12 protein-coding genes are annotated in these 13,427 nt (G+C 60.7%); 6 read left to right on the top strand and 6 right to left on the bottom strand.

Annotated features, from left to right (window positions below):
- Positions 1–28 precede the first annotated feature (28 nt).
- The 6 genes from ACM6I5_RS15805 (at position 29) to ACM6I5_RS15780 (ending at position 6,631) form a co-directional block, all read left to right on the top strand.
- Entirely contained in the window at positions 29–745 is a 717-nt protein-coding gene (locus ACM6I5_RS15805) for a fimbria/pilus chaperone family protein (RefSeq protein ID WP_414884197.1), read from the top strand.
- 111 nt (positions 746–856) lie between these two features.
- Positions 857–3,322: a fimbria/pilus outer membrane usher protein gene (locus ACM6I5_RS15800; protein WP_414884196.1), complete on the top strand. Its 2,466-nt coding sequence runs from the start codon at positions 857–859 to the stop codon at positions 3,320–3,322.
- Between the two features lie 10 nt (positions 3,323–3,332).
- Entirely contained in the window at positions 3,333–4,475 is a 1,143-nt protein-coding gene (locus ACM6I5_RS15795) for a DUF1120 domain-containing protein (RefSeq protein ID WP_414884195.1), read from the top strand.
- An 82-nt stretch (positions 4,476–4,557) separates the two neighbouring features.
- A complete protein-coding gene (locus ACM6I5_RS15790; protein ID WP_414880551.1) occupies positions 4,558–5,178 on the top strand; it encodes a DUF1120 domain-containing protein in 621 nt (206 codons plus the stop codon).
- A gap of 74 nt (positions 5,179–5,252) precedes the next feature.
- Complete coding sequence (locus ACM6I5_RS15785; RefSeq protein ID WP_414884194.1) at positions 5,253–5,873, top strand: DUF1120 domain-containing protein; 621 nt, start codon at positions 5,253–5,255, stop codon at positions 5,871–5,873.
- A gap of 107 nt (positions 5,874–5,980) precedes the next feature.
- A complete protein-coding gene (locus ACM6I5_RS15780) occupies positions 5,981–6,631 on the top strand; it encodes a DUF1120 domain-containing protein (protein WP_414884193.1) in 651 nt (216 codons plus the stop codon).
- Here ACM6I5_RS15780 and ACM6I5_RS15775 read toward each other — a convergent pair whose 3' ends face one another.
- The 6 genes from ACM6I5_RS15775 to ACM6I5_RS15750 all read right to left on the bottom strand — a co-directional run bounded on the left by ACM6I5_RS15775 (position 6,632) and on the right by ACM6I5_RS15750 (position 13,048).
- Positions 6,632–7,939 carry a CynX/NimT family MFS transporter gene (locus tag ACM6I5_RS15775; RefSeq protein ID WP_414884192.1) on the bottom strand — a complete coding sequence of 436 codons (1,308 nt, stop codon included), beginning with the start codon at positions 7,937–7,939 and terminating at the stop codon, positions 6,632–6,634. It abuts the gene before it with no gap.
- Positions 7,929–8,588, bottom strand: coding sequence for a FadR/GntR family transcriptional regulator (locus ACM6I5_RS15770; protein WP_017340655.1), 660 nt, complete (start codon positions 8,586–8,588; stop codon positions 7,929–7,931). Before ACM6I5_RS15770 ends, ACM6I5_RS15775 begins: the two co-directional genes overlap by 11 nt.
- 279 nt (positions 8,589–8,867) lie before the next feature.
- On the bottom strand, positions 8,868–9,632 hold the full coding sequence (locus ACM6I5_RS15765) for an amino acid ABC transporter ATP-binding protein (RefSeq protein ID WP_017340656.1): 765 nt from the start codon (positions 9,630–9,632) through the stop codon (positions 8,868–8,870).
- Between the two features lie 29 nt (positions 9,633–9,661).
- Positions 9,662–10,759 (bottom strand): amino acid ABC transporter permease, encoded by a 1,098-nt coding sequence (locus tag ACM6I5_RS15760; RefSeq protein WP_414880549.1) that lies wholly within the window; start codon positions 10,757–10,759, stop codon positions 9,662–9,664.
- Between the two features lie 10 nt (positions 10,760–10,769).
- Positions 10,770–11,951: an amino acid ABC transporter permease gene (locus ACM6I5_RS15755; RefSeq protein ID WP_017340658.1), complete on the bottom strand. Its 1,182-nt coding sequence runs from the start codon at positions 11,949–11,951 to the stop codon at positions 10,770–10,772.
- 65 nt (positions 11,952–12,016) lie between these two features.
- Positions 12,017–13,048 (bottom strand): amino acid ABC transporter substrate-binding protein, encoded by a 1,032-nt coding sequence (locus tag ACM6I5_RS15750; protein ID WP_017340659.1) that lies wholly within the window; start codon positions 13,046–13,048, stop codon positions 12,017–12,019.
- Positions 13,049–13,427: the final 379 nt, after the last annotated feature.

The raw sequence follows: 13,427 nt of genomic DNA, 5'->3' as shown, positions 1-13,427 counted from the left end.
TTTTTTCGAACATTCAACGAGACACGTCATGACGATGTTTTCCAAAGTCACCCGTCATCTGTTCCATTCCGGCCTCGGCGCATTTGCGCTGCTGCTGACCGCACACGCTCAGGCCGACGGCATGGTGCCGAACACCTCGGTGGTTATCGTCAACGAGGCTGACGGCGAAGCGTCCGTGTCCGTGACCAACACCGATGCCAACCTGGCGTTGATGCACGTCACCCTCGAAGACATTGCCGAAGACAGCGAATCGCTGGTGTTCGTGACGCCACCGCTGGCGCGCGTCGAAGCGGGCAAAACTCAATTGGTGCGGTTCATTCTGCAGTCGGAAAAACCTTTGCTGACCCAGCGTTTGAAACGGGTGATCTTCGAAGGCATACCCCAGGGCAAAGCACCCGCCGAGGCGGGTCAGGCGCGGGTCGGCGTGACGGTGCGGCAGAATTTGCCGGTGATCCTGCACCCCAAAGGCCTGGCGCCCAATCGCACGCCATGGACCGACCTGCAATGGTCGCTGAAGGACGGTCAACTGACCGTGCGCAATGACACGCCGTATGTGGTCCGTCTGGGCCAGGAAGTGCAATTGTTGCCGGCGGCGAGCAACGCGATGTTGCCGAAAACCTACGTGCTTCCCGGTGAGCACATCAGCATCAAGGTGCCCGAAGGCGCCGCCACACAAGTGCGTTTTCAACCGGCGACGGTTTATGGCTTCGCGGTGCCGCATTACGAGGCGCTGATCCAGTCCTGACAGCGCCATGAAGAAACCGTAAGCGCCAATGTTTTCAAGGCGACGGCTCAATGGCCGTTGCCCCTGGCGTACCTGTAATCCCGGTACGCCGCAATAACCCAAGTGAACCCGATGACCACAGTATCCATTTACCGTGACGGCGAAGCCGTGCCCGTTATTCGGGGCCGCGCTCGCTCTCATCCATGGCGGCGGACCCCATTGGCGTTGCTGCTGAGCAATGCGCTGATGATGCTCGACGCCTACGGTGAGGTGTCGCTGCCGGCGTCGTTCGACAAAGACACGTTGCTGCAGCGCGGCATCGATCCGGCGCTGGCGACGTTGCTGATGCAGGCGCCGCAGTTCACGGCCGGCCGCCACCCGGTCACGCTCACCGTCAATGGCCAGCGCCATGGCCGGGTCGACGTCACGTTCGATCGCGAAGGTGCGCTGTGTTTCGATCGAACGCTGCTCGATGCGGCGAACCTTACGGTGCCTGCGCTTACGCTGGACGATAGCCAGTGCCACGATTTCCTGGGTAGCGCGCCGCAGACCGTCATCGAACCGGACCCTGCCAACCTTGCCCTGTCGTTGATCGTGCCCACCGACGCGATACGCCCCACTGCCCGGGATTTTTCCGGCTTTCAAACCGGCGGTGTCGCCGGTTTGATCAATTACGACATCACCGGTTTGCACAGCCGGTCTGGCGACAGCACCAACCGCTATGCCTCGGCCAACACCGAACTTGGCTTCAATGCCGGTGACTGGATCGTGCGCAGCCGTCAGGTACAGACCTGGCAGGACGACCTGTCCACAACGACTCATATTGCGGCGTACGCCCAGCGTACTTTCGCCAGCCAGGAAGCGGTGCTGCAGGCGGGTCAGATCAACCTCTACAACCCGGTGCTCGCCGGTGCGCAGATCACCGGTGTGCAAGTGCTGAATGAACAAGCACTGCAAGTCGAAGGGCAAAGCGCGGTCATTGAAGGGATCGCCGACAGTCAGGCCCAGGTCGAGGTCCGCCAGAACGGTTCGCTGATCCATTCCACGGTGGTGCCCGCCGGCCCGTTCGCGCTTACCAACGTGCGGCGGCTCAACACGCGCTCCGACGTGGAAGTCACGATCAAGGAAGACGATGGCAGCGAGCGCAGTTTTACCGTGCCTGCCGTGATGTTGGGGGGCACTTTGCCTGCGCCCGGTTATTCGCTGGGCGCCGGTCAGGTGCGCAGTGTCGGTGACGCGCAGGGTGGCGATCCCTGGGTCATCAGCGGCGGCTGGAGCGGTGCGCTCACCCCGCAAGTGTTGCTCAGCGCGGGCCTGACCGGCGCCGCCGACTATCGCGCAGCGGGTGGCAGCGTCGGCCTGTTGCCCTCGCCCGTCACCCAGGTGCAAGCCACGCTGACCGGCGCGGACGCCGGCGGCAAACAAGCCAGTCAGGGGCTTCAGGCTGACCTGAGCGTGTCGCATCGTTTGAACGATCAGTGGGCGCTGAATGCCGGCAGTTCTTACCGGACCCTGGGCTACCGAGAGCTGGAAGATGCGGTGTTCGCCAACACCTCCGACAACAGCAAATCCCGATACCGCGATCAGCAAAGCGCAGCCCTGTCGTGGTCGCATCCATGGCTCGGCGCCTTCAGCAGCGGCTTCAGCCGGTCCAGTTCGTTCGACGGCCAAAGCAACAGCCGCGCCCTCGCCTCCTGGGGCACCAGCATCGCTGGGGTATCCGTCTCTGCAACCGCCGAATGGCAGGTCAGCGGTTCGAACCGCAACGATGACAGCGTCTACTTGAACCTCAGCATTCCCCTGGGCGAGAACCGCCGGGCGCGCACCTGGGTGCGCAGTTCCGCCGGCGAATACCGCAGCGGCGTCGGCTTGAGTGAGCGGGTCAACGATCAACTGGGTTACCGGGTTGGCGTCGAACACGACACGCGCAACAAACAGGTGCAATCCACGGCCGGCGTTTCGCTGCTGCCGCGCTACACCCAGCTCGACCTCAATTACACCCGCGCCGATGCGGAACGCTCCAGCTATCAGGCCAGCGCTCGCGGCGGCGCGGTATTGCACGGCGGTGGCGTGACGCTATCGCCGTACCCGGTGAGCGACACCTTTGCGCTGCTGTCGGTGGGCGACATGGGTTCGATCAAAGTGTCGACGCCCAGCGGTCCGGTGTGGACCGACTGGCAAGGTCAGGCGGTAATCCCGCAAGTGACGGCTTACGGCAACAGCCCGGTGGAAGTCGACACCAAAACCCTGCCGCGCAACGCCGACATTCATAACGGGCTGGCGGTGATTTCGGCCGGTCGCGGCGCCGTCGACAACGTTGAATTCGGCATCACGCTGACCCGTCGTGCCTTGCTCAAGGCCACCACCGCCAACGGCGCCCCCCTGCCGCGCGGTGCCGCGGTGAACACCGAGGATGGCGAGTTCGTGACCCTGGTGCAGGACGGCGGCCTGGTGTTTTTGCCCAACGCTCTCGACCGCCGCGCACTGTGGATCAGCGCGCCGGGGCTGGAGCGTTGCGAACTGCGCTTTGAACTGCCCACCGACGCCGACGCCAATGCGTACTACGAAACCGCCCCCGCCAAGTGCCGAGCCCTCTGAGGATAATTTCATGAATCTGTCGCGCTATCTGCTGCTGACCCTCGCGCCCCTGGCACTGAGCGGATTAACGCCACTGGCCTCGGCGTCCACCGACGACTGCCAGTTCAACCTGAGCCAGCCGGTGCTTGATTACGGACTGATGAACCGGGCGATACGGCCCGATGCCGCACTGGAGCGCAACCTCGGTGAACGCCGGCTCAGCCTGACCTTGAACTGTGCGCAGCCCATCGACATGAGCCTGTTCTACCGGGCGATGGCCGCGACCGCCGAACGCTTTCACTTTGCCGAACGCGGCAGCTATCAGATGCGTATTCACGATGCCGTGCTCGATGGTCAATCGGTCGAGATCGGGTTGATTGCCGGGGTCGGTCAGCTGCCGACAGAAACGGCGTCGAGCCTGATCTGGCGACCGAAGCACGGGGTTGCCCCGGTGCAGACCGGCGTGCCGGTGCAGGGGCGCAGTTTCTCGGCGCAGCTTGAGCTGACGGCCTGGGTTCAAGAGCAAGGCATGCAAGTGCGTGACGCGGTGACCTGGGAGGCCTTCGGGGCGTTCGACGCCGTCGCCGCCGGACGCACCCGCGAGGTGACCTTGCGCGCCCGCTTCGCTCCCGCGGCCTGCGAGCCGGTGCTGTCCAACGGCGGCTTGGTCGACTTCGGCACCCTGTCGAACAAAGACCTGCACGCCGACAAAGACACACGCCTGCCGCCCAAGTCGTTGACGTTGATGGTCGGCTGCGACGCGCCGGCGTCCTTCGCCTTGATCATGCATGACAACCGCTCGGGGTCAGCGACGCTCGACAGCGAGACCGACTACGGCCTGGGCAAGGACAGCCGCGGCAACAGGATTGGCCGTTTTTCACTGCGCGTGGACCCGGCCAACGCCAATGCCGACGGCTTCGCCCGCCTCTATCGAACCGACTCCAGCACCGCCGGCATGGCCTGGAGCACCGGCAGCGCCAGCCCGGCCGCCATCGGCAAAAGCCGCTACATGGCGTTCACCGACAACACCGGCAGCGGCGCCGGCCCGGTGCTGATCCAGAACCTCAGCACCACGGTGACCGTCGACGCCGTCATCGCCCCCACCAACAGCCTCGACCTGAGCAGCGCCATCAATCTCGATGGCGCAGGAACGATCGAGATTATTTACCTGTAACACCCAACCCGATCCTGCTGGATCCGGGACGCACCTGAGCGTCTCGGGGCAGTCAGGGCACAACCTGAGAAGTGAGTAAACAATGATTAAAAAGTACTTTGCAGCACTCTCCGCCACGGCGCTGATTGGCGTTGCGCCTTATGCGCTGGCGGCTTCGAGCACTGATTTGACTGTCACAGGCCTGATCACGCCGAACGCTTGTACACCTTCGCTTTCCGACGGGGGAATGGTCGATGTCGGCAAGGTGCAGGTAAAAGATCTTAGTCCAACACGGTACACAACAGTCGGCAGTCAGCCGATGCAATTGACGGTTGCGTGTGATGCGCCAACTCCATTTGCAATAAACGCTATAGATAACAAAGCCGGGACATCAGCGTCCGACTTGTATTTCGGATTGGGCCTGACCAGCAATAATGAAAAAATAGGTTACTTCACGCCATTGATCCAAAGCGCTCTTGCGGACGGACAGCCTGCACACTCGATCAGATCAATTGATAACGGTGCGAGTTGGACGCGCATCTATCAGATTATTAAGAATAGCCTCACATCGACAAGCGTTGTCGGCACTCTCATTCCGATCGCCGTAAAGGATCTCACTGTGGAATTGATGGTTCAAACCGTCATTGCCCGCGCCGACAGCCTCACCTTAACCGACGATGTTGCTTTCGACGGTTCAGCCACATTTGAAATGAAGTACCTGTAAGCCGTGCTCCTTGCCCGAGGTCACGCTTCGGGCAAGGACTGATTCCGCTCACCACCCACAGCGAAACCTGTCCCATGAAAAAGATTCCACACGCGCTGACGATGGCGTTCATCGTCCTGACTTCGCCACTCACCTTCGCCTCGTCGACGGACCTGACAGTCACAGGTCTCATCACCCCGAGCGCATGCACACCGACACTGGCCGACGGTGGCAACATCGACATCGGCAAAATTCCCGCGAAGGACCTCCACCCCACACTGAACACGGCGGTTGGCAAACACTACATGCAATTCAACGTAGCCTGCGACGCACCGATCGAATTCGCATTGAAGACACTCGACAACAAACACGGCACGGCCATCGCCTCGCCGCTTTTCTTCGGCGTGGGCCTGACCCCGGCGGACGAAAAGCTGGGTTATTTCTGGCCGTACATTAGCAACCGTCTGGCCGACGGTCAGCCTGTCGACGCTATTCGCTCAAGAGATGGCGGCGCAAGCTGGACCCGCACCGTCACCCTCAATTCGAACGAGCTTCTTTCAGTCAGCACGATCGGCAGCACCACCCCGATTGCGGTAAAGGACCTCTCCATGCGCCTTTACGTCGAAACCTACATCGCTCGCGCCGACAGCCTGACCCTGAACGAGGAAGTGCCCATCGACGGCTCCATGACGCTTGAAATCAAGTACCTCCCCTGAGTCAACGCGCTGAGCCGCTCGAATGCCGGTTTCGGTCAAAAAGACCGGTTCAGCGCCGACGGGTGCCTGACACCGGCTGAACAAAATCAACGAAATGGATTTTCACAATGCAGCATTACTTCGGCGTACTTGCGACAACCCTGCTCATCAGCGCCACGCAACACACCTGGGCCGCGTCCACCGTTGACTTGACCGTCAAAGGCACCATCACCCCGCTCGCCTGCACCCCGATGCTGTCCAACAACGGCCTCGTCAACTACGGAAAAATCTCCCGGCAAGACCTCAGCGTCGACAAGCGCACACGACTGCGCGACCAGATGCTCGACCTCAACATTCAGTGCAATGCGCCCGCGCGTTTTGCCCTGCTGATGCGCGACAACCGCGACGGCTCGGCCCTCGTCAACAGCGAGATTTACTACGGCCTGAACCTCGACCACAGCAACAATAAAATCGGCTTGTATTCGCTGAACTTCGATCCGGCCAGCACGGTGGTGGACGACCTGACGCAGGTCTATCGAACCGACTCGACCACAGGCGGCAAAGCCTGGAGTTCGTCGAACACCCAGGCCATTCCGATTGGCGCGCGAAGCTATCTCGGATTCACCGACATTGCCGGGAGCAGCGCCGGCCCGATTGCCATTCGCAATCTGACCAGCCGGGTGACGGTTGAAACGGTCATCGCGCCCACCTCCGAACTGGACCTGAGCACCGAGGTGCAGCTCGACGGCTCGGCGACCCTGGACGTTGTTTACCTGTAGTCAGACCTTTTCGCTGACCACCTGCACGTACAACGAACGCCCGGCACCGAGGCCGGCAAGGATGGCACCAAGGCCGATTACGCCGAAGATCCAGCCTATGGCGTTCCAGCCGCCGGTCCAGTCATGCACGATGCCGACCGCGAACGGCCCCATGGACGCCAGGGTGTAACCGAAGCCCTGGGCCATGCTCGACAGGTTCGCCGCCACGTGCGAGTCCCGCGAACGCAACACGATCAGGGTCAGCGCCAGGCTGAACGTGCCGCCCTGCCCCAGACCGAGCAGAATCGCCCAGCCCCACAGGCCTTCGATCGGCGCGTAGAGGCAACCGAACAGACCGCCGAGGGTCAGCGCCATGACGATCACGATCGCCAGGCGCTGATCCTTGCCGCGCGTGGCCAGCCACGGTGCCGCCAGTGAACTGGCCAGTTGAATGATCACCGAACCCGACAGCACCAGGCCGGCCTGGGTCGGCGTCAGGCCGCGACCGATCAGGATCGATGGCAACCAGCCGAACACGATGTAGGCAAGGGACGATTGCAGGCCCATGTACAAGGTCACCTGCCAGGCCAACGGGTCACGCAACAGACCGCGCACCCGGTAGGCCACGTTGTGCGCGCCGTGTTTGTGCCCGACTTGCGGCAACCAGAACATCGCCGCGACCAGCGCCGGAATCACCCAGAAGCCGAGGCCCAGCGCCCAGCTTTTGTCGAAGTGCTCGCTCAATGGAACGGTTGCGCCGGCTGCCATTGCCGCGCCCAGGCACAACGCCATGGTGTAGACGCCGGTCATGGTTCCAGCGTGTTTGGCGAAGTCGCGCTTGACGATGCCCGGCAACAGAACGCCGATCACACCGATGCTCGCACCAGCCAGCACGCTGCCGGCAAACAGGCCGATTTCGCCGAATGAACTGCGCAGGATGATCCCACCCGCCAGCGTCAGAAGAATGCCCAACACCACGCGTTCAGCGCCGAAACGCCGCGCCAGGATCGGCGCCAGTGGCGCAAACAAGCCAAGGCAAAGGACCGGCAAGGTCGTCAGCAAACCGGCCTGCGCCGCCGACAGGCCGAGGCTTTTCGACACCTCGCTGAGCATCGGCGCCATGCTCGACAGCGCCGGGCGCAGGTTCAGCGCGACCAGAATCAGGCCCAGTAACAACAGCCACGGACGCCGCAGGATCGGATGACTCTGCTGGACCGCTTCATCATCGGCCTCGGCATCGATCAGCAGCTCTTCGAGCTCCGCCGTGCGTTTGGCTTCGTTGATGTGGCGGTTGCGGCTGGACATGGCGTTCTCGGTTTCAAGGTTCATTGATCAACTGCCTCGACAGGGCTTTGGCGCGTTCCGGGTCGCGTTGCTCGACGGCATCGAGCAGGTCGACATGCAGGTCGAACACTTCCTGACGGCGCGGCGTGATGCTCAAGGTCTGGCGCAATTGCGCGCCGACGACGCTGGAGAAGTAGCGATACAACTCGCTGAGGGTCGGGTTGTGCGCGGCGTCCACCAGGCGACGGTGGAACACCAGGTCGCAAGCGATGTAGCTGTCGAGATCGCCGTGATAATGATCGCCGCTGACGCTGAGCGCCTTGCGTAATTCGATGAGGTCTTCGTCGGTCCTGCGCAGGGCGGCAAGGCCGATGGCCTCGACTTCAAGGATGTGCCGTGTTTCCCGCGCCTGTTCGAGAGAGCAGCGTGACAACGCTTTCAGGGTGTCCAGCGGATCGATCACCGCCCGCAGATAACTGCCGTCACCCTGGCGGATTTCGATCAACCCGGAAAACGCCAACACACGCATGGCCTCGCGCACGGTGTTGCGGCTGATGCCCAGCTCTGCAGACAGCTCGGGTTCGGTGGGCAGACGCTGGCCGACGGTCCAGACACCTTCGGTGATGCGCAGACGCAATTGGTCCAAGGCCTGATCGACCAGGGATCGCTTAATTAATGGAGACATTTCTGACATTGGATTCGCCCTTTCATCCAATCATAGGATGAATTTTCTGACATGTTAGTCAGCTTGGCCCGACAGGACAACTGCGAAGTCGGGGCAAACACAAAAACTGTGGCGAGGGAGCTTGCTCCCGCTCGAGTGCGAAGCACTCAAAATAGTCAATTACTGGCCAACCCCTGGGGGTCGCTGCGCAGCCCAACGGGAGCAAGCTCCCTCGCCACAGGAATGGTGAAATTTCAGGCAAAAAAAACCCGGAACAGAGTCCGGGTTTATTTCACTGCCTGGCTTCGATCAATGCAGGATCTGGCTCAGGAACAGCTTGGTGCGATCGTTCTGCGGGTTGTCGAAGAAGTCGTTCGGCGCAGCCTGTTCGACGATCTCGCCCTTGTCCATGAAGATCACGCGGTTGGCCACGGTGCGGGCGAAGCCCATTTCGTGGGTCACGCAGAGCATGGTCATGCCGTCTTCGGCCAGGCCGATCATGGTGTCGAGAACTTCCTTCACCATCTCCGGGTCGAGCGCTGAAGTCGGTTCGTCGAACAGCATGATTTTCGGTTTCATGCACAGGGCACGGGCAATCGCCACACGCTGCTGCTGACCGCCGGACAGTTGCCCAGGGAATTTATGCGCCTGCTCCGGAATGCGTACGCGCTCCAGGTAATGCATGGCGATTTCTTCGGCCTTGCGCTTGGGCATCTTGCGCACCCACATCGGCGCCAGCGTGCAGTTCTGCAGGATGGTCAGGTGCGGGAACAGGTTGAAGTGCTGGAACACCATGCCGACTTCGCGGCGGACCGTTTCGATCTGCTTGAGGTCGTTGGTCAGTTCCACGCCATCGACCACGATCCGGCCCTGCTGGTGTTCTTCCAGACGGTTGAGGCAACGGATGGTGGTGGATTTGCCGGAACCCGACGGGCCGCACAGAACGATACGCTCGCCCTGCTTGACGTTCAGGTTGATGTCTTTCAACACGTGGAACTGGCCGTACCACTTGTTCACGCCCTGCATCTGAATAATGCCTTCAGGGCTTGCAGGCTGTTTGATCGCTTCACTCATGACAAAACTTCCTAAATTAGGTACGGCTTTTAGCGCTTGTGGCCTGTGTCCAGCTTACGTTCCAAATGCATGGAATAGCGGGACATACCAAAACAGAAAATCCAGAACACCAGGGCCGCGAATACATAGCCTTCAGTGGCCATGCCCAGCCATTTCGGGTCGGCAGCGGCTTGTTTGACGCTGTTGAGCAAGTCGAACAGGCCGATGATGATCACCAGGCTCGTGTCCTTGAACAGCGCAATGAAGGTGTTGACGATGCCCGGGATCACCATCTTCAGGGCTTGCGGCAGAATCACCAGGCCCATGCTGCGCCAGTAACCGAGGCCCATCGCCGCAGCCGCTTCGTACTGACCTTTTGGAATCGCTTGCAGACCGCCCCGCACCACTTCGGCGACGTAGGCCGACTGGAACAGGATCACGCCGATCAGCGCCCGCAGCAGTTTGTCGAAGTTCATGCCTTCAGGCAGGAACAACGGCAGCATCACCGAAGACATGAACAGCACCGTGATCAACGGCACACCGCGCCAGAATTCGATGAAGGTCACGCAGACCACTCGAATCGCCGGCATGTTCGAACGACGGCCCAGGGCCAGGACGATACCCAGCGGCAGAGCGCCGGCGATACCGACGGTGGCGATCACCAGCGTCAGCATCAGGCCGCCCCACTGGCTGGTCGCCACGGTGGTCAGGCCGAACAATCCGCCATGCAGCAGGAAGTAGGCAATGATCGGGTACAGCACCAGGAAGCTCAGCCCGTACACCGCTTTACGCGGGAAGCGCGAGATGAACAACGGTGCCACGCCGATCACCGCCAGCCACACGGTCAGGTCTACGCGCCAGCGCAGGTCCACCGGGTAGTAGCCGTACATGAACTGGCCGAATCGCTGCTGGATGAACACCCAGCAGGCGCCTTCCTTGGTGCAGTCGGCGCGGGTCGTGCCGACCCAGTTGGCGTCGATGATCGCCCATTCCAGAATCGGTGGAACCACCAGGTAAATCAGGTAGAACGCGAACAGGGTCAGCAGGGTGTTGAGCCAGCTGGAGAACATGTTCGCGCGCATCCACGCCATCGGCCCGAAGACTTTGCTTGGTGGCGGCATGTCAGGTTTGAAAATATGAGTACTCATGCGCTTTTCCTTACCGCTCGATCAGCGCAATGCGCTTGTTGTACCAGTTCATCAGCAGGGAAATGCTGATACTGATCGCCAGGTACACGCTCATGGTGATGGCAATGACTTCGATCGCCTGCCCGGTCTGGTTCAGCACCGTACCGGCAAACAACGAGACCATTTCCGGATAACCGATACCGGCCGCCAGCGAGGAGTTCTTCGCCAGGTTCAGGTACTGGCTGGTCAGCGGTGGAATGATCACGCGCAGGGCTTGCGGGATGATCACCTTGCGCAGGGTCGGACCGTTGCGCAGGCCCAGCGAGTGTGCCGCTTCGGTCTGGCCGTGGCTGACCGACTTGATGCCCGAACGCACGATCTCGGCGATGAACGCCGCGGTGTACACGGTCAGGGCCAGGGTCAGCGCCAGCAGTTCCGGGATCAGCACCCAGCCACCGACGAAGTTGAAACCTTGCAGCTTGGGCATTTCCCAGTGCAGTGGGGCACCGAAGATCAACGCGCACAACGCCGGGATCACCAGGAACAACGCCAGGCCGGTCCAGAACTTGTGGAACGGAACGCCGGTGGCTTCGAAACGCTTGTTGGCCCAGCGGCACATCAGCACGATGGCGACGATGGCCACGACGACGCTGACCGCAAACGGCCAGAAACCGTCCGCCGTCAATGCGGCCGGCATGTTCAGGCCGCGGCTGCTGACGAAGAAGGTGTCACCGAAGTTATGGCTGTTGCGTGGCCCTGGCATGGTCAGGAACACCGCGAAGTACCAGAACAGGATTTGCAGCAGCGGCGGAATGTTGCGGAAGACTTCCACATAAACAGTCGCCAGCTTGGCGATGATCCAGTTCTTCGACAGCCGTGACACGCCGACGATGAACCCGAGGATCGTCGCCAGGATCACGCCGATAAAGGTCACCAGCAGCGTGTTGAGCAGGCCGATGACAAACACCCGGGCATAGCTGTCCGATTCGGTGTAGTCGATCAGGGTTTGAGCGATGCCGAAACCGGCACTGCGCTCCAGAAAGCTGAAACCGGAGGTAATGCCCCGGTGTTGAAGGTTGGTCTGCGTGTTGTCGAACAGATACCAGCCCATCGAGACCACCGCCACAATGGTGATGATCTGAAATAGCCACGCACGCACTTTGGGATCGCTGAGGCTGAGCCTCTGCTTTGGTGCGCCGATTGAATTTTGCATGAAGTGCCCCGGATGTAATGGAACAGAACATCACCCGGCGGTTGGCCCACCGGGTGATAGAACCATCAGCGCACTGGTGGTGCGTATTGAATGCCGCCGTTGTTCCACAGAGCGTTCAGCCCGCGGTCAATTTCCAGAGGAGTGCTCTTGCCGAGGTTCTTCTCGAACACTTCGCCATAGTTACCCACTTGCTTGACGATCTGGACGACCCAGTCTTTCTTCACTTTCAGGTCTTTGCCGTATTCACCGTCGGTACCCAGCAGACGTGCAACGTCCGGGTTCTTGGTGCCCTTGGCTTCGGCTTCAACGTTTTTCGAGGTCACGCCTGCTTCTTCAGCGTTGAGCATGGCGTAGCCAACCCAGCGCACGATAGCCAGCCACTCGTCATCGCCGTTACGCACGACCGGGCCCAGCGGTTCCTTGGAAATGGTTTCCGGCAGAACCACGTAGTCCTTCGGCGAAGCCAGCTTGCTGCGCTGGGCAAACAGTTGGGACTTGTCGGAAGTCAGTACGTCGCAACGGCCCGATTCCAGCGACTTGGCGCTTTCATCGGAGGTGTCGAAAGTGATCGGGGTGTATTTCAGACCGTTGCCACGGAAGTAGTCGGAAACGTTCAGCTCGGTGGTGGTACCGGCCTGGATGCAGATGGTCGCGCCGTCCAGTTCCTTGGCGCTCTTGACGCCGAGTTTGTTGTTAACCAGGAAGCCGATGCCGTCGTAGTAAGTGATGAAGCCTGGGAATTTCAGACCCATGCCCGAGTCACGGGAGCTGGTCATGGTGGTGTTGCGCGACAGGATGTCGATTTCGCCGGACTGCAGCGCGGTGAAGCGCTCCTTGGCGTTCAACTGACTGAACTTGACCTTGGTCGCGTCGCCAAAGACGGCAGCGGCAACAGCACGGCAGTAGTCAGCATCGATACCAACGATCTTGCCAGTGGAATCCGGAACCGAAAAACCAGGCAGGCCATCACTGACGCCGCACTGTACGAAACCTTTCTTCTGCACTGCATCCAGGGTTGCACCCGCCTGAGCGAACCCGCTGACACCGAGTACTGCGGCTGCAGTCACGATGGCCAGGGTGGATTTCAACATCTTCATTCAAACCTCCAGTTTTGCTCTTGTTGTGTCGGAGCTTGAGTCCAGTCGCACCCTTATGAGGCGTAGTCGACCCGTGTTGGCTTTTTTTAGGGTCAACCGACGTAGGACCTGCGCTATGAGTCTAGTAGGAGAAAATCCAAATCATGGATCACTCACTTCTCACCAATCGGCCGAACGGGCTGTAGCCCTTTCACGTTCGCGAAGCCCGTAGCGGCCACTGGCGAACATCCATCACCGGATTTTTTGCTATCCCACCACGAACAATGGCCTGATAGTGTTACCGACAGGCGTGGGATTTTCGTACAGGCTTTCCTATAGCAAAGCCCGTACCAGACCGGGCGCTAAAGCGATTCAGCGACAGGTCAATAGCAAAACTTGC

The organism is Pseudomonas sp. IT-P171 (genome assembly GCF_949767765.1).
Taxonomy (GTDB): domain Bacteria; phylum Pseudomonadota; class Gammaproteobacteria; order Pseudomonadales; family Pseudomonadaceae; genus Aquipseudomonas; species Aquipseudomonas fluorescens_B.
Note: the sequence above shows the minus strand (reverse complement) of the source record. Positions and strands in the feature narration are given on the sequence as shown.

What these genes read in the sequence shown, in the direction of transcription:
- ACM6I5_RS15755 (WP_017340658.1), bottom strand. Translation starts at nt 11,951, where the DNA reads ATGCAAAATTCAATCGGCGCACCAAAGCAGAGGCTCAGCCTCAGCGAT.
- ACM6I5_RS15780 (WP_414884193.1), top strand. Translation starts at nt 5,981, where the DNA reads ATGCAGCATTACTTCGGCGTACTTGCGACAACCCTGCTCATCAGCGCC.
- ACM6I5_RS15790 (WP_414880551.1), top strand. Translation starts at nt 4,558, where the DNA reads ATGATTAAAAAGTACTTTGCAGCACTCTCCGCCACGGCGCTGATTGGC.
- ACM6I5_RS15765 (WP_017340656.1), bottom strand. Translation starts at nt 9,632, where the DNA reads ATGAGTGAAGCGATCAAACAGCCTGCAAGCCCTGAAGGCATTATTCAG.
- ACM6I5_RS15750 (WP_017340659.1), bottom strand. Translation starts at nt 13,048, where the DNA reads ATGAAGATGTTGAAATCCACCCTGGCCATCGTGACTGCAGCCGCAGTA.
- ACM6I5_RS15800 (WP_414884196.1), top strand. Translation starts at nt 857, where the DNA reads ATGACCACAGTATCCATTTACCGTGACGGCGAAGCCGTGCCCGTTATT.
- ACM6I5_RS15805 (WP_414884197.1), top strand. Translation starts at nt 29, where the DNA reads ATGACGATGTTTTCCAAAGTCACCCGTCATCTGTTCCATTCCGGCCTC.
- ACM6I5_RS15770 (WP_017340655.1), bottom strand. Translation starts at nt 8,588, where the DNA reads ATGTCAGAAATGTCTCCATTAATTAAGCGATCCCTGGTCGATCAGGCC.
- ACM6I5_RS15760 (WP_414880549.1), bottom strand. Translation starts at nt 10,759, where the DNA reads ATGAGTACTCATATTTTCAAACCTGACATGCCGCCACCAAGCAAAGTC.
- ACM6I5_RS15775 (WP_414884192.1), bottom strand. Translation starts at nt 7,939, where the DNA reads ATGAACCTTGAAACCGAGAACGCCATGTCCAGCCGCAACCGCCACATC.
- ACM6I5_RS15795 (WP_414884195.1), top strand. Translation starts at nt 3,333, where the DNA reads ATGAATCTGTCGCGCTATCTGCTGCTGACCCTCGCGCCCCTGGCACTG.
- ACM6I5_RS15785 (WP_414884194.1), top strand. Translation starts at nt 5,253, where the DNA reads ATGAAAAAGATTCCACACGCGCTGACGATGGCGTTCATCGTCCTGACT.